Source organism: Amaricoccus tamworthensis, from assembly GCF_049800875.1.
In the GTDB taxonomy this organism is placed as follows: Bacteria; Pseudomonadota; Alphaproteobacteria; order Rhodobacterales; family Rhodobacteraceae; genus Amaricoccus; species Amaricoccus tamworthensis.
The window spans coordinates 27321-47615 of sequence record NZ_JBNAFV010000016.1 but is presented as its reverse complement, the minus strand read 5'-3'; the positions used below and the strand labels follow the sequence as shown (position 1 = coordinate 47615).

General features: G+C 62.3%; 20 protein-coding genes. 6 read left to right on the top strand and 14 right to left on the bottom strand.

Annotated features, from left to right (window positions below):
- The first annotated feature begins 38 nt into the window (after window positions 1-38).
- Entirely contained in the window at window positions 39-815 is a 777-nt protein-coding gene (locus tag ACP15P_RS18990; protein WP_424930057.1) for a sulfotransferase family 2 domain-containing protein, read from the top strand.
- Window positions 816-821: 6 nt separating this feature from the next.
- Here ACP15P_RS18990 and ACP15P_RS18985 read toward each other — a convergent pair whose 3' ends face one another.
- The 3 genes from ACP15P_RS18985 to ACP15P_RS18975 all read right to left on the bottom strand — a co-directional run bounded on the left by ACP15P_RS18985 (window position 822) and on the right by ACP15P_RS18975 (window position 3061).
- Entirely contained in the window at window positions 822-1541 is a 720-nt protein-coding gene (locus ACP15P_RS18985; protein WP_424930056.1) for an anti-sigma factor, read from the bottom strand.
- Window positions 1538-2068 carry a sigma-70 family RNA polymerase sigma factor gene (locus tag ACP15P_RS18980; protein ID WP_424930055.1) on the bottom strand — a complete coding sequence of 177 codons (531 nt, stop codon included), beginning with the start codon at window positions 2066-2068 and terminating at the stop codon, window positions 1538-1540. Before ACP15P_RS18980 ends, ACP15P_RS18985 begins: the two co-directional genes overlap by 4 nt.
- A 192-nt stretch (window positions 2069-2260) precedes the next feature.
- Window positions 2261-3061: a DUF4394 domain-containing protein gene (locus ACP15P_RS18975; RefSeq protein ID WP_424930054.1), complete on the bottom strand. Its 801-nt coding sequence runs from the start codon at window positions 3059-3061 to the stop codon at window positions 2261-2263.
- A 325-nt stretch (window positions 3062-3386) separates the two neighbouring features.
- Here ACP15P_RS18975 and xrtD point away from each other — a divergent pair, with 325 nt between their 5' ends.
- From xrtD to ACP15P_RS18960, 3 genes are all read left to right on the top strand, one after another.
- Window positions 3387-4991 (top strand): VPLPA-CTERM-specific exosortase XrtD, encoded by a 1605-nt coding sequence (gene xrtD / locus ACP15P_RS18970; protein WP_424930053.1) that lies wholly within the window; start codon window positions 3387-3389, stop codon window positions 4989-4991.
- Window positions 4992-5001: 10 nt separating this feature from the next.
- Window positions 5002-5955 carry a glycosyltransferase family 2 protein gene (locus ACP15P_RS18965; protein WP_424930052.1) on the top strand — a complete coding sequence of 318 codons (954 nt, stop codon included), beginning with the start codon at window positions 5002-5004 and terminating at the stop codon, window positions 5953-5955.
- A 166-nt stretch (window positions 5956-6121) separates the two neighbouring features.
- Window positions 6122-7075 (top strand): UDP-glucuronic acid decarboxylase family protein, encoded by a 954-nt coding sequence (locus tag ACP15P_RS18960; protein ID WP_424930051.1) that lies wholly within the window; start codon window positions 6122-6124, stop codon window positions 7073-7075.
- A gap of 33 nt (window positions 7076-7108) precedes the next feature.
- On the opposite strand, the gene ACP15P_RS18955 is transcribed toward ACP15P_RS18960, so the two are convergent.
- A complete protein-coding gene (locus ACP15P_RS18955; RefSeq protein WP_424930050.1) occupies window positions 7109-7693 on the bottom strand; it encodes a TetR/AcrR family transcriptional regulator in 585 nt (194 codons plus the stop codon).
- 74 nt (window positions 7694-7767) lie between these two features.
- Here ACP15P_RS18955 and ACP15P_RS18950 point away from each other — a divergent pair, with 74 nt between their 5' ends.
- Window positions 7768-8397 carry an NAD(P)-dependent oxidoreductase gene (locus tag ACP15P_RS18950; RefSeq protein WP_424930049.1) on the top strand — a complete coding sequence of 210 codons (630 nt, stop codon included), beginning with the start codon at window positions 7768-7770 and terminating at the stop codon, window positions 8395-8397.
- A gap of 89 nt (window positions 8398-8486) precedes the next feature.
- On the opposite strand, the gene ACP15P_RS18945 is transcribed toward ACP15P_RS18950, so the two are convergent.
- The 9 genes from ACP15P_RS18945 to ACP15P_RS18905 all read right to left on the bottom strand — a co-directional run bounded on the left by ACP15P_RS18945 (window position 8487) and on the right by ACP15P_RS18905 (window position 17946).
- A complete protein-coding gene (locus tag ACP15P_RS18945; protein WP_424930048.1) occupies window positions 8487-8927 on the bottom strand; it encodes a hypothetical protein in 441 nt (146 codons plus the stop codon).
- Window positions 8928-9168: 241 nt separating this feature from the next.
- Window positions 9169-10080, bottom strand: a complete 912-nt coding sequence (locus ACP15P_RS18940) for a sulfotransferase family protein (RefSeq protein ID WP_424930047.1) — start codon at window positions 10078-10080, stop codon at window positions 9169-9171.
- Between the two features lie 88 nt (window positions 10081-10168).
- On the bottom strand, window positions 10169-10888 hold the full coding sequence (locus ACP15P_RS18935; protein ID WP_424930046.1) for a sulfotransferase family 2 domain-containing protein: 720 nt from the start codon (window positions 10886-10888) through the stop codon (window positions 10169-10171).
- A gap of 102 nt (window positions 10889-10990) precedes the next feature.
- Window positions 10991-12553, bottom strand: a complete 1563-nt coding sequence (locus ACP15P_RS18930) for a GMC oxidoreductase (protein ID WP_424930045.1) — start codon at window positions 12551-12553, stop codon at window positions 10991-10993.
- A 120-nt stretch (window positions 12554-12673) separates the two neighbouring features.
- On the bottom strand, window positions 12674-12841 hold the full coding sequence (locus ACP15P_RS18925; protein ID WP_424930044.1) for a hypothetical protein: 168 nt from the start codon (window positions 12839-12841) through the stop codon (window positions 12674-12676).
- Between the two features lie 64 nt (window positions 12842-12905).
- Window positions 12906-14459, bottom strand: coding sequence for a GMC oxidoreductase (locus ACP15P_RS18920; protein ID WP_424930043.1), 1554 nt, complete (start codon window positions 14457-14459; stop codon window positions 12906-12908).
- Window positions 14460-14535: 76 nt separating this feature from the next.
- Window positions 14536-15378, bottom strand: a complete 843-nt coding sequence (locus ACP15P_RS18915; RefSeq protein WP_424930042.1) for a CpsD/CapB family tyrosine-protein kinase — start codon at window positions 15376-15378, stop codon at window positions 14536-14538.
- Between the two features lie 41 nt (window positions 15379-15419).
- Window positions 15420-17024 (bottom strand): GumC family protein, encoded by a 1605-nt coding sequence (locus ACP15P_RS18910; protein WP_424930041.1) that lies wholly within the window; start codon window positions 17022-17024, stop codon window positions 15420-15422.
- Between the two features lie 76 nt (window positions 17025-17100).
- Window positions 17101-17946, bottom strand: a complete 846-nt coding sequence (locus tag ACP15P_RS18905; protein WP_424930040.1) for an ExeA family protein — start codon at window positions 17944-17946, stop codon at window positions 17101-17103.
- A 338-nt stretch (window positions 17947-18284) separates the two neighbouring features.
- Here ACP15P_RS18905 and ACP15P_RS18900 point away from each other — a divergent pair, with 338 nt between their 5' ends.
- Window positions 18285-19208, top strand: a complete 924-nt coding sequence (locus ACP15P_RS18900; RefSeq protein ID WP_424930039.1) for a helix-turn-helix domain-containing protein — start codon at window positions 18285-18287, stop codon at window positions 19206-19208.
- Window positions 19209-19221: 13 nt separating this feature from the next.
- On the opposite strand, the gene ACP15P_RS18895 is transcribed toward ACP15P_RS18900, so the two are convergent.
- Window positions 19222-20043, bottom strand: coding sequence for a MauE/DoxX family redox-associated membrane protein (locus ACP15P_RS18895; RefSeq protein WP_424930038.1), 822 nt, complete (start codon window positions 20041-20043; stop codon window positions 19222-19224).
- Window positions 20044-20295: the final 252 nt, after the last annotated feature.

Genomic DNA, 20295 nt, shown 5'->3' with positions numbered 1-20295 from the left:
CCCTCCCCTCGGGGACAAACACGCACCAGGAAGATCGCATGCCCTTTGTAAAAACCGGTGGGAAAATCCTCTATTACGCCCATGTGCCCAAATGTGGCGGCACCTCCGTGGAAGACTACCTGATCGAACGGTTTGGCCCGATGGCCATGCTGGACCGGCATTTCAACTCCCGTGAACCCGGAACACGCTGGACGAAGACCTCCCCCCAGCACGTGGATGCCGAAAGCCTGGAGCACATCCTGCCCCCCGCATTCATGGACGCGGTCTTCACCGTGGTGCGCCACCCGGTGGCCCGTGCCGAGAGCGCGTTTCACTTTCAGGTCAATGTGGAAAAATCCATTCCGCCCGATACCGGCTTTTCCGACTGGCTGCAGGGACAGATCGACATGCAGGCCGCCGACCGGTTCGTGCTCGACAACCACATGCGCCCCCAGTCCGATTTCGTGCCCGAGGGTGCCGCGGTGTTCCATCTGGAAAACGGCCTCGATGCCCTGATCCCCTGGCTTGACGATTTTGCCGGCAATGCCGAAGGGCCCCGCTCCATCGGTCATTCCAACAAACGCAAAAGCGGCGGGGAAAAAAGCACCACCCCGCCCCGGGCAAAACCCTCCGATGCGGACATGGCCGTGCTGCGTGAGTTTTACGCTGCGGATTTCGAACGGTTCGGCTATATGCCGGAGACCCGAAAACCAAAGGAAGCCCGCCCCGTTCTGTCGGAGGAGTTCATCAGGCTCCGCGACCGGGATCTGGCCCGCCGCTCCAGCACCGTCTTCAAACTGCAGCGCAAATTCCAGCGCTGGCTCAACCGTCCCTGACCCGGCTTAAAGGGGCTGCTGCGCCAGGCCCTTGCCATGAATGGGTCCGGTCGGCAGTCCGGTTGGTGAACCACCGGCCTGCTCGAAAGTGATTTCATAAAGCTGGTTGGCCGAGGGTGCGGGCAGGTTTTCGACTTCCAACCGCGTTGATGTCGGACGGGCCAGAACGCCCAGGGACACGGGCGGGCCGTCGGCATCCGGCTTGGTCCAGACCTGCATGATGCGGCCCTCGGGAACCGTGGTCGGACCCAGCAGGGTGATCAGGGTGGTGTTGTCGAGCGTCCCCTCAACAACCGCAACCGGCTCCCCCGCATCATTGATCAGCACGGCAATGACCGCTGGATCCTTTTGTGAAAACAGCGTCCAGGCAAGCGCGATGGCCAGAACCACGGAGGCCGCAAGGCTGCCGATGGTGGCCCAGGACATGGCCCGGGGCGCGTTGTCAGGGCGCGGGAATGGCACCACGTCGGGATCGCTGACAATGGCGGGCTCCGGCTCCACGGTTTCCAGCCGTCCGGAAATCCGCGCCCACATGTCGTCGGGCAGCGCCTCGGGACAGGCGGTGTCGTCGAGTTCGCCGAACCGTTTCCGCGCCTGATCGAGCATCCGGGCCACGGTAATATCCTCCGCCGCCATGCGCTCGATCCTGGCGCATTCCGCCTCATCGGCCAGACCGATGACAACCTCGTCAATCCGTTCCTCAAGGGGGCGCTCATTTCCAGTCATGACAGGCACTCCCGCAACTGTGCCAGCCCCCGGCGTAGCCAGGACTTCACCGATCCGAGCGGCGCGCCAACCCGGCCCGAAATCTCCCCGTGCGTATAGCCCAGAACATAGGCCATCAGCACCGCGGCCCGCTTTTTGGCATCCAGACGTTCCAGACAGCGCTGCAGGTCACCGCCCTCGCCGAGGCGTTCCCATGTCTCCGACAGAATGTCGCTGTCCTGGCGCATCTCAAGCACGTCGCTTTCCGTGGCAATCTCCCGGGTGTCCTGGCGCAGCATGGTCAGACAGCGGTTGCGCAGAATGGTGTAGATCCAGGCTTTTGCGGCCCCGCGGTTCCTGTCGTACTGATGTGCCTTGCGCCAGATCGTAACAAAACTCTCCTGCACGGCATCCTCAGCCAGGTCCCGGCGCCGCAGCATGCGCAGCGCAACCCCCAGCATCCGGCCACCCTCGGCGTCCATAACCGTCCGAAGCGAGGCCCGGTCACCTCCTGCGCAGTTTTCAAGCAGTTGCGCGTAATCCGTCACCCGTCCCTCCCCTCTGGGAACCGGCATCATATTGAAAACGGAACGCGGGGCAAAGCCCTCTTCCGTATTCGGCACAAACGGCCGGTGAGGCCAAAAAACAGCATTACCCCGTTCACTGAACACACATGACATGACCCCACCGGCCAGGAACGGCCCGCCAGGGCGGGCCGCTCCCGTTCCTGTTTCCAGCCGTTATTTTGCGGTCAGAAACGTGATGTCGCGCAAAGGCGCCTCCGCACCGGTCAGCTCCCAACTGTCCTGAACCTCACCGGTTTCAAGCGACACCGTGTGCAGCATGCCACCGGTGGCCAGCCAGGCCGTGTTGGTGCCCGCCTCATCCGTGGCGATGTCAAAAGCGTAACTTTCCGCCGCCCCGACACCCAGTTTGCCAATGGCCGCCAGTGTGCCGTCATTGGGCGAGGTCTGCTGGATCACGGCATTGATCGTGGCGTCGATGTCATACATCGCCGTGGCATCGGGCTGGCCAAACGAATTGATATAGGCCGCGGCCACAATATCGGGCGCCTCACCGGCATGCATGTCGGCGCCCTCAAAGGCAAGGCTGCCATCCACCGTGACCGCGCCGCTCTCGATATCAACGCGGTGATTGGTCGTGCCGGTCATGAAGCGCAGCTTGTTGGCTTTGGGGTTGAAATCCACGATCACCGGCTGGCCATCCATCACGGGCAGTTCCATGTCCATGGTCGAGATTTTTGTCACGGCCCCGCTGGCGGGATCAATTTCCACGATGTCGAACCCGTCGGTTACTCCAATCAGCTGACCCGTGGCCGGACGCAGATCAATGCCAAGAAGCCTGTCGACACCCTCAACCTCCATGGAGGCGGTTACCGCCGCCGAGCCGCTGTCGATCATGTGCAGCGTCCTGTCGCCGCTCAGACCAACCGCCATGTGTCCCGCATGCCCGTCCGCCTGGGCCAGAGCCGATGTGGACAGAAGGGTCGCCGTGGTCAGAAACATTGAAACAGTACGCATACCAAAATCCTTTTACCGTTGCGGAGCGCGGTCTTTCCGCACTCCCTGCACCCTCAAAGACGCGCGAAGGAGACCGTTTGGATGCACCCTAACGGAAATAAAATTTTCCCTGACCCGCAAAAGTTTGATATCGTTGCCTTTAACAGGGAAAAACAGGTGCGCGGATCAAACCGGATCCGGCCTTTCGGGAACGGCTTGCAGGATCCGGATGCCCTGGCCGGTCACGATAATTTGGCCGCACCTGGTATTTGCACGCGGATTATTTAAACTTACGCAACCTCCCTGTGTAAGGAACGGGACGGTTCGTCAGGTACTGAGGTCAGACATGTCATTCACGGCCGAAACGCGGCACCGGCATCCCGTATTTTTGGGAACCCCGCTCGACACTTACGGCTTTGGCCTGTTCCTGCTGTGCTGTCTCGGCGCCCTGCCCGTCTTCTGGTCCGGCCTTGTGCATCTGGGCGAGGCCTGGTCGCGGCCCGAATACAGCCACGGTCCGGTCATTCCGGTTCTGTCCTTCTACATGTATCTGCGCGAGCTTAAGGCCGTACCGCCCCCCACCGGGCCGGTCACCGACCGCTGGCCAGGGCTTGCGCTTATCGCCCTGGGGCTTCTGGCCGCCATTGCCGGCAACCTCGTGGGTATTCCGGACATTGTCACCTACGGGCTCATTGTCTGGATCGGCGGGCTTGTTCTGGTGGGATTTGGCTGGTCGCGCGGCATTCTGTTCTGGCCCGCGGTGCTGCACCTGGTGTTCATGCTGCCTCTGCCCAACATGATCTACTGGAACGTCACCATCGCGCTGCAGTTCCTCTCCTCCGAAATCGGCGTCTGGCTTTTGCGGGTGCTGCAGGTGCCGGTCTATCTGGAAGGCAATGTCATTGATCTCGGCACCTACAAGCTTCAGGTGGCCGAGGCCTGTTCGGGACTGCGCTACATGTTCCCGATCATGAGCTTTACCTATGTCTTTGCCGTGCTCTACCGCGGACCGGTCTGGCACAAGCTGGTGCTGCTGTTCTCGGCGGTGCCGATCGCGGTTCTGATGAACTCCTTCCGCATCGGGGTGATCGGCTTTCTGGTGGACCGCAAGGGCATCGAGCAGGCCGAGGGCTTTCTGCACGTTTTCGAGGGCTGGGTGATTTTCCTCACCTGCATCGCCATCCTTTTCGCCATGGCGGTTCTGATGCAGCGCCTGTCCGGGGACAAACGCCATCTGGGCGATGCGCTCGACATGGATTTCTCCAACCTTGGTGAACAGTTCCGCCGGGTTTTCACCATTCCCGCCTCAGGCGCGCTGATCGCCATGACGCTCCTGACCTGCGCCATATCCGCGGCCTGGGTTCTCGCCCCCGCCCGCGCCTCCGTCACACCCGAACGCGACAGCTTCGTGCTCTTTCCCATGAACACCGGTGAATGGCGGGGGGAGCGCACCCTGCTCGACCCGGAGGTCGAGGCATTCCTCGGCGCGGATGACTTTCTGTCGTCAAACTTCGTAAGCCCGGCTGCCGCCGCACCGGTGGATTTCTTCGTCGCCTATTACCACAAGGAAACCGACGGCTCCTACATTCACTCCCCCGCCGCCTGTCTGCCCGCCGGCGGCTGGGAGGTGTTCCGCATCGACCCCACACGGGTCGACCTGCCGGGTACGGATTTTGGCGGCCTGACACTCAACCGCGCCATCATCCAGAAGGGCCTGAGCAAACAGCTCGTCTATTTCTGGTTCGAGGGCCGGGGCCGCAGCACCGCCAATGACATGGTCACCAAATTCCACACCGTTTCCGACAGCCTGCTGCGCGGCCGCCGCGACATCAGCGTCGTGCGCCTGATTACGCCGATCGGTGAGGAGGAAACCGAGGCCCAGGCCGATGAGCGGTTGAAAAACTTCCTGACAGCCCATATCGACTATCTGCCCAGGTTCGTTCCCGAATAAACGGATACCAATGTCAGACAGCCCCGTTCAGGATCCCGTGGTCTCCGTTCTGGTGATCTCCTACAACACCCGTGAGATGACCCTTGAGTGTCTGCGCAGCCTGGAGCGCGAGACCACCATCCCCCATGAGGTTCTGGTGGTGGACAACAACAGCCAGGACGGCTCCGCCGAGGCGATCTCGGAGGAATTTCCCCACATCAACCTGATGGCCCGCAAGGACAATCTGGGCTTTGCCGGCGGCAACAACATGGCGGCAAAGCAGGCGCGCGGGGAGTATATCCTGCTGCTCAATCCCGACACGGTCGTGCTCGACCACGCGGTGGACAACCTGGTGGCATTCGCCCGTGAAACGCCCGGAGCCGGCATCTGGGGCGGACGCACGCTCTTTGGGGACAAAAGCCTCAATCCCGCCTCCTGCTGGCAGCGCATGACGCTGTGGAACGTGTTCTGCCGCACCGCCGGCCTGACATCCCTCTTCCCCAACTCCGCAATCTTCAATGCGGAACGCTATGGCGGCTGGCAGCGCGACAGCGTGCGGGAGGTCGACATCGTCCAGGGCAGCTTCTTTCTGATGCGCCGCGGGGACTGGGACCGACTGGGCGGCTTCAACGAGGATTTCTTCATGTATGGCGAGGAGGCGGATCTGTGCCTGCGCGCCATTAAAACCGGAGCCCGGCCGCAAATCACGCCGGACGCCACCATCATTCACTATGGCGGCGCCTCCGAAAAAGTCCTCTCCGACCGGATGGTCAAAACTCTGGCGGGCAAAATGGGCCTGATCAACCGCCACTTCCCGGCCTGGCAGAAACCTCTGGGCCGGTTCGTCTTCTCCATGATGCCGCTGACCCGCCTCATCGCCACAAAGGCCGGCGCCACCCTGACCGGACGCCCCTCGCTAAAGGAAAGCGCCGCCACCTGGGGCGCCATCTGGCAACGCCGCAGGGACTGGCAGTCGGGCTGGTGAAAAGACGCGCCCGCGCCTCCCTGAGGCCAAAATCTGAAAGTCCGGTTTGTCGAACCCGGGAAAAGCCTTTACCACAATCAGGGGTGAGGGTCGTCCATCGTTACGGGCCGGGCCCTACGGGGGACACCAGGGTGATGATTTGCACGGCTTTTCCACCAAACGGATAATGGTCACCGGTGGAGCCGGGTTTCTTGGCAGTCACCTGTGCGGGCGCCTCGTTGTGGCAGGCCATGACGTGCTCTGCATCGACAGTTTTCATACCGGGTGCCGGTCGGGGATCGCGCATCTGCTCGGGCGCCCGAACTTTGAACTGATTGAGCATGACATAACGATGCCCCTCGAGGTGGAGGTCGATGAGATATACAATCTCGCCTGCCCCGCCTCACCGGTCCACTACCGGCAGGACCCCGTGCGCACGACCAGAACCTCGGTCCTTGGGGCCATCACCGTTCTGGAACTGGCGAGACGGACGGGCGCAAAAATCCTCCAGGCCTCCACATCCGAGGTTTACGGCGACCCGCAGCAGCACCCGCAAACGGAAGACTACTGGGGACACGTCAATCCCATAGGGCCACGCTCCTGTTACGATGAGGGCAAACGCTGCGCCGAAACCCTGTTTTTCGACTATCATCGTCAGCATGACCTGCGCATCAGGGTCATGCGGATTTTCAACACCTACGGCCCCAAAATGCAGGCGAATGACGGCCGGGTGATTTCCAATTTCATCGTTCAGGCGCTTCTGGGCAATGACATCACCATTTACGGCGACGGCAGTCAGACCCGGTCCTTCTGTTACGTGGATGACCTGATTGACGGCATGATCCGGATGATGAACGCGCCTGACGACGTGACCGGACCGGTAAATGTTGGAAATCCCGATGAGGTTACCATTCGCGATCTGGCCAAACTGGTGATCGAACTGACGGGATCGAGGTCACGGACCGTGTTTCGCCCCCTCCCGGAGAACGACCCGTTGCAGCGCCGCCCGGACATAAGGCGCGCCCGCACCGAACTTGGCTGGGAGCCAACCGTGACACTGGAGGAGGGGCTGGAGAGAACGGTTTCCTGGTTCGAGCCCCTGACCGCAAAACGGCCGGTTCACGCCCCCCAGGAGCGATAAACCCGCGCATGGGGAAAGCTGCGCATTCCGTCCTCACCCCCCGACCAGAGCCCGTCGCGCCGTCTCCTGGGTGACCGCGATGTAACGCTCCTGGGGCCAGCCGCAGTCCAGGCGGAGCTGCTCCCAGACCCGGACGGACAGAAGGCTCCAGAGCAGGTCGGTGGCCTCCACCGGGCTCAGGCCCTCCCGCAGGTCCCCATCCGCCTCCAGCGCCGCAACGGCGGCGGCACAGCCCTCCCGCATGGCCGCCATACGCCCCTCCCAGGCGGCGCGCGCCTCGGCGTCATGGTCCCGCATCGCCATCAGGGCCCGGGCCACTCCATGAATTTGCGGAATGTAATCCCCCCAGGCCGCGATCCAGGCCTGAAGCCGCTTGACCCCGCTTGGGGCCATGCGGCTTTCCGCCAGCCGCGCCTCCACGTCATGCACCTCGTCGAGATGACGCGTCACCGCGATGAGCAGATCCGCCCGGTTGGGAAAATGCAGGTAGAGCGCCTGGCGGCTGATTTTGGCGGCTTTGGCAATATCGCTCATGCGCACGGGGCCCTCCCCTTTTTCGAGCAGGGTCCAGGCGGATTTGAGGATGCGGTTCCGGGTGGATTCATTTTTTCTTGACATGATGTCAAGTTAAGGGGTAATCCACAATCCGTCAACTTGACATGGTGTAAAGTAATCTGAAAAGGAGCCTCAAAATGAAAGTCATCGTCTTCGGAGCCACCGGAACCGTCGGCGCCCCCGCCGTCACGCGGATGCTGGAGGACGGGCATGAGGTCACGGCCTTTGCCCGCAACCCGGAAAAACTGAAAATCGATGCGGCCCGCCTCTCCCGCGTGGCGGGCGACGCCATGTCCCGTGAGGACGTGTCCCGCGCCCTGCCCGGTCATGACGCGGTGGTGATCACGCTCGGCGCGGGCATGTCGCGCAAAAGCCGGATCCGCTCGGAGGGGACCCTGAACGTTATGGAAGCCATGCGGGAACACGGGATCCGTCGCCTGATCTGCCAGTCGACCCTGGGGGCGCATGAGAGCTGGAGCAACCTCAACTTCTTCTGGAAGCGCATCATGTTCGGCCTGATCCTGCGGCCGGTATTCCTTGACCATGAACGGCAGGAGGTCATGGTGCGCGCCAGCGGCCTCGACTGGACCATTGTACGCCCCGGCGCCTTCGTCGACGGTCCTGCCAAAGGCGGATTCCGGGAGGACATCAAACCCGGCGACCGGGCCCTGACGCTGAAAATCCCGCGTGCCGACGTGGCCGGCTTCCTCGCGGGTCAGCTGAGCGATCTTCGCTACCTTCACCGGGCCGTGGGCATCTCAAACTGATGCCGGCAAAGACAAAAAAGCCCCGGTCCGAGTTCGGAACCGGGGCTTTTTCATGTCAGGACCGGCGGAGGAAATCCGCCCGACCCGGATTATTTGACCGCGGGAACGCCCTGACGGTCATGCCGGGAGCGGTTCTTGTTGTATTTGAAGGCCGCAATCTCGTTGAGCGTCAGACCTTCGGCCTCTTCCGCAGTCAGACCTGCGGAGGCGATCAGCTGGCTGTCAGCGGGGCTGCCGGGATTAACCGCGCGGGAGGCGACCTCCATGTCGCCCGTGGAGGTGATTTCCTGACGGTTTCTGGCGTTCTTGCCGTTGTTGTAGCTGGCAATGGCCTGGGCCTCGAGCGCCGGGGAACCGTTGCGGTCGATGGACAGGGGCTGGCGGTCCTGGGCGGAGCGGCCGGAGTTGTAGCTTTCAATGGCGATCTGGTTAAGGGTCAGACCCTCTTTCGACTGCGGTCCGGCAAAGGCCGGTGCGGTGGCGGAAAGGGCGGCGATGGTGGCGAATGCGATTGCGAACTTGCTGGTCATAACGGTTTTTCCCTCAGGGCAGTGTTTCGGTTGACCACCCGGGACCGTGTAAATCCGGTCCCGGATGGGGAAGCCTGCGCGGCTCTCATGGAAACAATACTCATCAAATGCCCAAACTGTTTCGCCTGATCACGGAGCGGTGTTCAGTCATCACCCCTGTGTGAGAGGGTGAAACCATTTGGCCAAAAATCGCGTAGCCGGCCAAAAATACAGAAAAATCAGACCACTGGGGTCAAACGGGCTAAAACCAGCCGATCCTGCGGCCCAGAATGGCCTCCACCTCGGCCACATCATCGCGGTACAGATCCTCAAGACGGGCCCGCATGACGTCACTGATCTTGGGCTTTTCCGTCTGTACCGAGCCGCGGATGGCCCCCGAGAGCCGGTCCCGCAGGGAGAGTGGCACAAGGGTCCGGAACGCCCCTTTCAGGGCACTGTTGCCAAGCACGGCCTTCATCAGCGGGGATTTGACCCGACCGCTGACATTGATTTTGGGCGGCGGACCTTCGGCAAAGCGGATACCCATGAAATCGGCGAGCCCGTTCTGGGCCACGGGATCGGGTCCGAAAAACTCTTCGAAAATCTCCACGCGAACCCGGTCCTTCCCGAACAGGTCCAGGTAGCGCCGCAGATGTCCGGCATAAAAACCACCTGAGCGGTAATCCCACATGGGCGAATACGCGGCTTCCCGGCGTTCGGTACTCTTGTCGAACGCCTCCTCAAAGGGCAGGGTCTCCTGCCCCGAGGACCACAGATGCACGTACTGGGAAAACACCTTGCCCACCGGATTGCGCAAAAAGATGACAATCCGGGCCTCCGGTGCGAAATCCCGGATGCGCGCGGGCACCTGCGGGTTTTGCAGATAGCTAGGCGAGACATCGACGATATTGGCCATATCGGCGGGCAGATGCGAAAACTCCGCCAGGTAATCGGCCTCATCCCGCAAAACCAGTTTCGCGACCCCCTCATCGCCGGGTGCGGCCAGACGCTGGACGATCTCGGGCGCGGAAAAGTAATGCAGTTCCTTGCGGGTATTGGAGGTGCCGATGCCATCGGCCAGCTGCAGCATGCGGTAGAGGCTCGTGGTGCCGCATTTTGAGCCGCCGACCACAAAGATGTTTGGCCGGGGCGCGGATGTTTGGGCATCGGTCATGTTCGGGGCATCCAGCTTGTCCACACTCAGGCGCCGGAGCTGATTTTCCGCCCCGGCGCCATGGGCAATTCAGACCACAACGGTCCGCTCAGGGCAATTCCCATCCGGCCGTATCAAAGCCAAAAGCCTCGAAATCCCGGGCATAAAATTCCCGCAAAAGCTCCTGATCCGCCGCTGCCATGGTCCGGGCCCGGGAGCGCACGGAAGCATTGTGCATGGGCAGTTTCAGATCAGGCATGCCAATGCGTCTGGCGACTTCCGCAAAATCATCGTTCAGCCGCTCGAAATGGCCCACGAAGTCCACCAGGATCCGCCCCTCCCCGTCGCAGAGGATATCCGCCTGGGCATTGGACCCAGGATCGGCCACGAATTTCGGATGCCGGATAAAGGCGGAAAAATCCTCCGCCTCCCGGTACGCCTGCACCCCAGGCCAGCCGCGCGGATCGCCCCGGTTGAAAAACGGCATGCCGTAGAGAAAATTCCGCACGCCCGGGCCCTCGCGCCGGTCCGACATCTGGCCCAGATAGCTGTAGAACGACAGGGCCCGGTCAAAGGGATGCCGGACAAAGGCAAAGGTGAAATACCTCTCCCAGGTCTCCGGACCCGTAAACGCCCGGATCTCCGCCGCGTCACTGTGCTTCGAGACGCCTTTGGCCCGGCTGTACCAGAGGTTTTTGACGTTACCCCAGGTGGTGCCGCCAAGCGCCAGGCCCCGCCCCATACGGGGCAGGAGGGCGAGGGTCACCGCCTCGCCCGCGGTTTTGTGGATATGCACGAAAACAAACCGGTGTTCGTGTGAGATAATCATGTTCCGGTCCCGTCTCCGTCATTTCCGATGCCCAGGGGCGTGGGGACCTTCCGCCAGAGGAAGGCCGTGGTATTCACCGGCCCCCGAACGGGGCCGGGACATTCATGCCGGCTCCAGCCGTTCCGCCGGATCATCAACCTTCAGGGCGTGTTCGGAAAGGTTTCGCCCAAGATGATCCCCAAGACGCAGCGCCAGAATCACGATGGTCCAGGTCGGGTTGGCATGTCCACCGGTCGCGAACACGCTCGAGCCGCCAATATAGAGGTTTTCCATGCCGTGTACCCGGCAGTTGCGGTCCACCACGCCCTCTTTCGGACTGTCGCTCATGCGGGTGGTGCACATGTGATGGCTCAGCGCCACCTCGTGACCCTCATCCCACAGGCCCGGCACCCGCGCGGGCTCCGCCAGCAGCCAGTCAGCGACCTGCAGCCGTCCGATACCCTCGGAGGCCAGATACTGCCCCATGACCACGGCGGTTTCACGCATGGTGTGGATGTCAAGCGGCGCAAGACGCCAGTCGAGCGCAATCCGCTGATGTCCGAACCTGTCCCTGCGGTCGGAAAGCAGCACGCGGCTGTCGGGGTTGAGCGCCTGCTCGATGATGATCCCAAGACCGCCATGATGCCAGGCCTCCGACCGGCGCACCTCAAAATACGCCGAAAGACCGCCGACCCCGCAGTCGAAGCGCCGGCCCAGCACCTTGCGTGCCAGCTCCTCCATGAAATCCGCGGAACAGGCCAGGCTGCGCAGGGCCTCGGTCCCGGGATCCAGCCCCTCACTGAGCAGCAGGATGTTGGAGTTGAGCACCTCCAGCCGGTCCATCATCTCCGGCGTCGGGGCATACCCCTGGGATTTCGGAGCCCCGTTCTCAAAGAGCACCTCCCCGATCCGGTAGGTGGGATGCTCGGAGAAATACCGGCCCACCTGGTCATGGGCGTTGCCGATACCGGCAGGCATCTGACTGCGGGCATTGAGCAGAAAGCGGGGATTTTCCAGCCCCCCCATGCACAGGCAGAAAGCCCGGGCCCGGACGGTGAATCCGGTGTCATCCGGATCGTAGGAGCGGAAAACCGCGGTTTCCACCGTGGTCAGGGCCTCATTGAGCCGCAAATCCACCAGATTGGCATTGACCACCAGGGTGATGCGCCCGGAGGCCGCCATTCCGTCCCGGTATTTGGTGTTAAACCGGGTGGGCGGGCTGCGCCGAAACCGGATGGAGCGCAGATCATCCTCGGCCCCTTCGACGATTTCATCGTGGAACACGTCCCGGGGTGGCAGATCCAGGATCTCATCCGTCTTCGCCCGCCACGGGTCCAGTTCCGCCGCCGTAACCGGCCAGCCACTCAGGGCGTGCCAGGGGTGCGGACGGAAATCGTGGGGATCAAGGCTCCGGCTGCGCCCGTCCCAGTGGTTGGAGGTCCCGCCAAAAAAGCGCAGACGCGGCACGTCCAGATCGAAATAGTCCATCCCGACGATATCGCCCTCATAGAGCTCCTGGGATTCGGAGGTAAACTCCAGATCCCCGGCCTCCATCAGCGCCACGTCAAGATTTTGAGCCGCAAGGCTCTCGGCCAGCGTTATCCCCGCCGGTCCCGCACCCACCACACATACATCGAAGACCCGGCTGAACAGCGTCCGGTCAACGACACCCGCATCGACAATCATTAAAGGATCACCCCAACAGAAAAGAAACTCCCGTCCGGAACGTCACCATCCGGGACGGGATGCGGACCGGGTCATTTTCCGGTCCACCGGCGCCGCGCCCCCCCGGCACGGCATTGAACATCAGCTTTCGTAGCGGCTCAGCACCTCAACATCGCTGTCGGTCAAAATCCAGCCATTGACCATGTGAAAACCCTTTTCCGGGACCGGTGAGGCCCAGGCCGCCGGAGCAAACCGGGATGCCAGCAGCCCGGAGAGCAGCAACCGGAAAAATCCGCGTCGTGTTTTCATGATGTAGTCCACCTTTCGCATGTAAATGTTCAAACAAATTTTCGCGGGCCACGCAGCCCTGGGCTCATGTCCGTCCCGCCGGAGACAGCCCGCGTCCCACATTCATGGACTGCTGCTGCAGCGCCTCTCCCAGATGATCTCCCAGGCGCAGCGCAAGCTGCACGATGGAATAGGTCGGGTTGGCATGCCCGGCGGTGGCAAACACGCTCGAGCCCCCAATAAAGAGGTTTTCCACCCCGTGCACCTGGCAGTTGCGGTCAACCACCCCCTGTTTGGGATCGTCGCTCATGCGGGTGGTGCACATGTGGTGATGCCCGCCAGGCATTTCCTCATCCGCGCCCGGCGGCGCAATGTCCCGGTTCAGAAGCCAGTCGCGCAGGCGCACGCGGCCAAGCCCCTCGGCGGCGACACGCTGGCCGATCCATTCCCCGGCCACACGCATGGTATGGAAATCCTCATCGGCAAGCTGCCAGTCCACTGCGATGCGCCGCATGCCCAGAGCATCGGTCTCATCGAGCAGCGTCACCCGGCTGTCGGGATTGAGGAACTGTTCGGTATTGACCTGCACGTGACCGACCGGATTGTCCGCCAGAAAGGCGCGCGCATCGAAATACTCGTCCGCACCGCCCACGTCGCAGTCGATATTGCGCCCCAGCACGGCCCGGGCCAGACGCTCGCCAAAGGATGTGGCACACAGGGCCGTACGGCTGACCTCCCGCAGAAGATGCAGCTTTTCGGTCACCACGCGCACGGAGAAATTGAGCATCTCCCGGTCATCCTGGAAATCCATCGGCATGGAATAGTTTTCCGTCTCGGGCACCGTATCCTCAAACAGGATGTCCCCAATGACGAAATGCGGATGCTCCATGAAATAACGGCCAACAAGGTCATTTTCATTCCCGATCCCCGCCGGCACCTGGCGGTTGACGTTGAGCATGAAACGGGGATTTTCCAGACCGCCCATGCACAGACAGAAGGCCTGGGCCGAAATCCGGTATTCCCGCTCCCCGGGATCGTGGGAGCGGAACACCGCATGACGAACGGATTTGAGCCCCTCGTTCAGTTCCAGGTCCACGAGGTTCGCGTTGATGACCACATGGATGTTCGGAGCCGCCTTCAGCTCATCGAGATACTTTTCGAGAAATTTCACCGGGCTGTGACGGTAGGTCAGACGCTCCACCGTCTCCCCGCCCAGTTTCACGGTCGTGTCCGGGACCGCGGAGCGCGGGCCGATCTCGAGAATGGCATCCGCCTCCTCGGCATAGGCGTCGAGTTCCGCCTTCTCAAGCGGCCAGCCGCTCAGGGGATGATAGGGGCGGGAATGGAAATCCATCGCATCCAGTTCCCGGCAGCGCCCGCCCCAGTGGTTGGACGACCCGCCCAGATAGCGGAGCCGCGCCGTATAGGGCTCGTAATAGTCGAGACCAATGTTTTTACCGTCATAGAGGTCCTGGGATTCAACGGTCAGTTCCAGACCGCCCCCCTCCATGAGAAGAACATCCATGCCCTGGGATGCAAGCCGACGCGCCAGGGTAATACCGGCAGGTCCGCCTCCGGCAATACATACATCAAAAACCCGTTCGGACAGCGGGGCCTCGCTCAGTCCGGAATAAAGCATTGTTTCACCACCTGCACATGATCAGGGGCCGGCCGGTCCGGGACGACCGCCGCACAAAAACATCCTCCCGGCAGGATCAGTAGTATCCGTACGAATCAGAAGTATACCTGCACTGGTTAAGAACAACCCCAAGCAGATTGGTGTTCTCGGAAAGCTCCCGTTCGCAGGTATCAACCTCATCAAGACTTGTCTTTTCCGCACCCGCCACCAGAAGCATGCAGTCCATATGCGGCAAAAACGCCATGGCGTCGTCACTCATCATCATGGGCGGCAGGTCGTAAATAATTACATCGGGCTGGAAGGCGGAACGCAACCGCGCCACGCCTTCCGTGGTGGCCGCATTCAGCAGAAGCTCCGAGGAGTTCCTGATCGGTGCGGCATTGGTGCCAATCGCCAGGTTTGAGCCGTGGCGCACAAAATTCTCAACAATGGGGCGCGTGCCCTGAAGCATGCTGGCCATGGACTGGGGCCGTTCGATGCCGAGGGTTTTACCCACCATGGGACGGCGCAGGTCGAGATCCACCAGAACCGTGCGCAGATCCGGCTGATGCGCCAGGCTGAACGCAAGGTTGAGGCTGGTCATGGTCTTGCCGCAACTCGCCGTGGGCGAGGTGATGCCCAGGGACACCCAGTCATTCTGGCGCATGGTCCGCAGAATACGGGTGCGCAGCATGTCAAAGGCCGTGTGGCTCGGGTCGGTATCGGCAAAGGTGATAACGCGGTTTTTCATCATCAGCTTTGGATCCGGTTCGAACTCCGGCAGCGCGTCCCAGGCCGGATTGGCCTCCTGCTGGTCGTTGGTGGCGCGCGCCGTCGTGCTGGAGGCCTCAAACACGCCCACGGGACGGCGTCCGGCACGGGCCGGAGCGTCGCCGCGTTTTCCCTTGGCCTTCTGGATGGCTGCCTGAATGCGTTCCATACTCTCTTCCTTAAACGGCCGGCAGTGCCGGTCTGTACCGGTTACTGCTGCGCGGGTTCCGCAATTTCCGGGGCCGACCCGGGCCGGACGATCTCCTGGATCTGGTCCACCAGAAGATCAAGCGGCATGTAATAGGTGTTCACCAGGAACAGTCCCAGCGGGATCACCACCAGCACGAACAAAAGCGACCCCACGATCAGCCCCCGGCGCAGCCGCGCCTCGGCCGCGGTGCGGATATAGGGAATGGTGGCGATGGGCTGGATGCCCAGTGTCGATGTCAGGTCCACCGGACGGCGGATGCTGCGGTTGAGAAGTTCCATCAGCACGATCAGACCCAGGCCCGCGCCAATACCTCCGGCCATGCCGGCCATGGCAATCAGCTTGCGGTTGGGGCTTTCGGGACCGGTGGGCTCGACCGGGTTCTCGATCACCGTGAACCGCTCGCCCTGGGCATCAAGCTCGATACGCAGACCGGCCTGGGCCTGGGCAAGGCCCGAGGTGGCGCTGTCATGCTGGGCGCGCAGACCGGCCATCTCACGCTCCAGACGCTCAAGGGTCATCTCGTTGGACGGGGTCTGCTGAATGGAGCTCTGCAGATCCACCAGCGTCTGTTCGATCAGGGCCTTTTCCTGGGCGATGAATTCCAGACGGGCGTCGATCGGGGCCAGTTCAAGCTCAAGTTCGGAACTGGGGCCGGCGGCAAGATCCCCGCCTCCCTCAACCACACGCGTGGCGCGCTGCTCCTCAACAAGCCGCTCAAGGGCGGCAATGCGCGTGTCGAGAATGCGGATGCGCGAACTGGTGGGCGCATAGACTGCAAGCTGCTTGATGCGCTCGCTTTTCAGCGCCTCCAGTTCCGTTTCCTCCGGGCTGCGGGTCACGAGATTACCGGTGGTGCCGGTCCGCTCAAACACCCAGACCGTGGTGGCCCGCTCGTTGCGCAGCGCGCTTTCCTCACGCTCCAGCGCCAGAAGCCGCTCCTGCTCAAGGGACTGCTGCTGGCGACGGGTTTCGAGACTGTCGGGCAGGCTTTCCACATTGTCGGTCTTGAAAGCGGAAATGGCCGCGGAGGTTTCCTCAAGCTCGGCGCTCAGCCGCTCGACCTCGGCCTCGAAGAACCGCACGGTTTCCTCGGCCTTGCTGGTACGGCTGCGCAGGTTTTCCTGCAGAATGAGGCTGACGACCTCATTGGCGCCGCGCGCCGCAAGGGCCGCATCCTCGGCCTCAAAGGAGACACCGATCATGATCGCTTCCGGAGCCGGTCCGTTGCGGGTCACCTCCTGGGGCTCGCCGCCCGAGAACACGATGCGCCGGGCGGTGTTCTGGATGATGTCCTCGGTGGTGGCCTCCGGGTTGTCCGCGGCAATGCCGGTTTTCTGCGCCAGATCGAACAGGCTGGCGCGGGTCATCACCCGGCGCTGCAGGATCTGGATCTGCTGATAGGGATCGATGGCCACGGTGGACTGCACCAGATTGCCGGAAATCTGCTGCGGCTCCACCAGGATCGAGGCCCGCGAGATGTAGACCGGGGGCAGGATAAACGCCACCGTCAGCCCGATCGCGGTCAGAAGGGCTGCCACCAGCATAAAATACGGCGACCGGCGCAAAAATATCGCCCAGTAGAATTTCAGATCCAGCTTGCCCATCGTTTTACTCTGCCATCCGTAACGTTCCTGCCGGTGACCGCGCGCCGGGCCACCCGATATGTTTCCGAAAGCGGCCTCAGACCGCCAGTTTCAGATTGCCATGCATGCGTCGATCCGTCGCGACCTGCTCAATCACGGCGGCATCCACAATGTCCTTACCATCGGTAAACGCGTATACCAGCGCGTAATCGCAAATCTGGTTTACGAGCCGCGGCACCCCCCGCGACGCCTGATACACACATTCGCAGGCGGCGGGAGTAAAAATTTCATGATCGGCCCCGGCCACGCTGAGCCGGTGGTTGATGTAGTCCTGAACCTGTTCGGCGGTCATGCCCGGCAGATGGTATTCCGCGGCAATCCTCTGGGCGAACTGCACAAGGCGTGGCTGGGCGATAAGATCGCGCAGCTCCGGCTGGCCCACCAGAACCATCTGGATAAGCTCATCCTTGTCGGCGTTGATGTTGGAGAACATGCGCAGCTCCTCCAGCGTCTCCACCGCCAGGTTCTGCGCCTCATCAAAGATCAGCATGGTCCGCCGTCCGGCAGCGTATTCCTCGATCAGGAAGTCCTGAAAGAGCGCGAACAGCTCCACATAGGATGCGTTGCTGGAGGTGGGCACGCCCAAAGCCATCAAAACCCAGTGCAAAAGCTCGCCCCGGTTGCCCTGGGCGTTGGAAATCAGCCCTACGGTGAACTCCTCGGGCAGGGAGCGCAGCAGATGACGCAGAAGCGTGGTCTTGCCCGCCCCGATTTCTCCGGTGATCACCGTGAGCGGCGCATGGGTCAGCATGCCGTATTCGAGCATGGCATAGGCGCGGGTATGGTTGTCGGACCAGTAGAGGAAATCGGGATCGGGCAGCAGCGTAAACGGCCGTTCCGTCAGTCCAAAATGATCGTCATAGATTTTCAAGGTACCCGACATTCCCATACCACATTACCCAAACACACATGCCCTGAACACATTTCCGCAACCATTCCGGTATCGTAACAGGTATATGGGGGCCATAGCACCGCTTATTTAGGGAATGAATAACGCACATCACAATTTTCTCCTTCTGTTCCTGCCAGGTCACATGAAAATGACGGGAAAGAGGCCTTTTTGAGCGGTTGGTAAACGTAAAAAGGTTAACGGGCTTCCCGCCCTCCGCACCACGTCCGGCACGCTAAAAAATTGCCAGCCCCGCGGCGGGAGAGTATTGTTCCGCCCGGGAGGAGGGACGGAACATCTCCGGGAACAGGACCAGTCACGTGGAAAAGGTGATGAGCACGGTGCAGTCGCGCTCCGCGGCCGCGCGCTCTCCTCTTGCCGCCTCCTGGTCGCGTTCGGCGGAGCGCCACGGGCTGGATCCCGCCACCGGAACCTCCGGCGAACGGCTTGACGCGGCCGGCCTGAAGGAGCGTCGCGAAAGGCTGGAACACTTCATGCGGGTGGCCGAGCCACGCCTCGACCGGCTGTTTGGCCTGGTGGGGAACGCGGGCTGCGCGGTTCTGCTGACCGATGCGGACGGCATTGTCCTCGACCAGCGCTGTCCCGAAGCGGATGAGGAAACATTCCAGGACTGGGGGCTCTGCCCTGGCTCCGACTGGAGCGAGGCCGCCGAGGGCACCAATGGCATCGGCACCTGTCTAACCGAGCGCCGCCAGGTCACCATCCACCGCGATGAGCATTTCCTGGCCCGCAATATCGGCATGAGTTGCATGGACGCGCCCATTTTTGGCCCCGACGGACGCCTGCTGGCCGCTTTGGACGTCTCCTCGGCCCGCGCCGACCAGACCGAGAGCTACAACCGGCTGACAACGGCCATGGTGGAGGAAACCGCCCGGGCCATCGAGGCCGATTTCTTCCGCGCCTCCTGGCCCAAAGCCCGCATCATCGTGGCGGGAGAGGGCGGCGCGGGCGGCGGTGCGCTTCTGGCCGTGGATGCCGATGACATCGTGGTCGGCGCCACCCGCGACGCGCGCAGGGCCTTCGGGCTTGAGCCCGACGGCGCCCTGAAACCCCGCCCGGCCCCGGACCTGTTCGGCCGCGGTGACGGCCCGTCCGGCTTCGAGAAGGGCGAACGCGCCGCCGTGATACGGGCTCTGGCGCGGGCAAACGGCAATGTCTCGGAGGCCGCCCGCGCCCTGGGCGTGGGCCGCGCCACCCTCTACCGCCGCATGAAGCGCCTGGGACTGGGAAACTGAGCGAACAGGGCCGTCAGGCCGTCACGAACCACAGACCAAGCATCCACAGGCCCATACCGGCCATAATCAGGTTTTCACTGAGCGAGATCGCGCCCAGCGGCACATTCGACCCACCCCCGACACAGGCGCATTTCAGATCGCGCCCGTCGATATAGGCCGCCTTGATGACACTGACCGCCCCAATGGTGCCAATGAAAACACCCACCGGCGCCACCAGCCAGATCAGCGGGCTGCCGGACCCGATCAGAACCATCATGCCAATACCCGCATAAAGCTCCAGAAAGGGATAGGCGTAGCCATAGGGCACGTAACGCCGGGCCAGCAGGTCATAGCCAAGGAACCCGTTCACGAACCCCTCCACATCCTGCAGCTTCTGGATCGCCAGGGCCACCATCGAGATGGCGAAGAACCATTTGAGGAAAGCCGCGACGGGGAAACCGTCATAAAGGTTCAGGACAACCGCCAGGGCCATCAGCGCGGTCGCGCCGAAAATCGCCACCACCGGCGTATAGGTCGTCTCATCCCCGTCCAGGACCTTCAGACCGAAATGCTTTTTCAGCCCGGAATAGCCGCCGATCCGCTCACCGTCGATAAAGGTCTGGGGTGTCGTCTCCACCCCATGCGCCTCCAGAAAAGCGTCCACCTCCTCCCGGCTTGTCAGCAGGTTGTCGTCGATTTCATGGCCCCGGCGCTTCAGCAGGGATCTCGATTTCAGCCCGAAGGGACAGAGATGCCCGGGCATGTCCATGCGGTAGAGCGCCGCCGTTTTGCCCGTCTCCCGGCTTTTTGCGCGGGCGGTATCGGGGCCGTCGATGGCAATATCGGTAGAGGTCATGGTTCTGCCTTCCTGTCACGGGCCGCCATGCCGGCGGGCCGGCGGCCATGCATCCGTGTCGGGTCCGGCCCATCGGCATGAAAGGAAAACGGGCCAAACCCTCCTGACGGAACAACACGCCGCTCCGGGAACCGGTTCCAGGGCATGTAACCCGTCCAGGTCCCCGAACCGGCGGTACTTCGCGAAAAACCGCCCCGACCTGTCCCGGTTCTGAAACACATCCCCGCCCCAAACCGCGCCACCCCGGCTGAC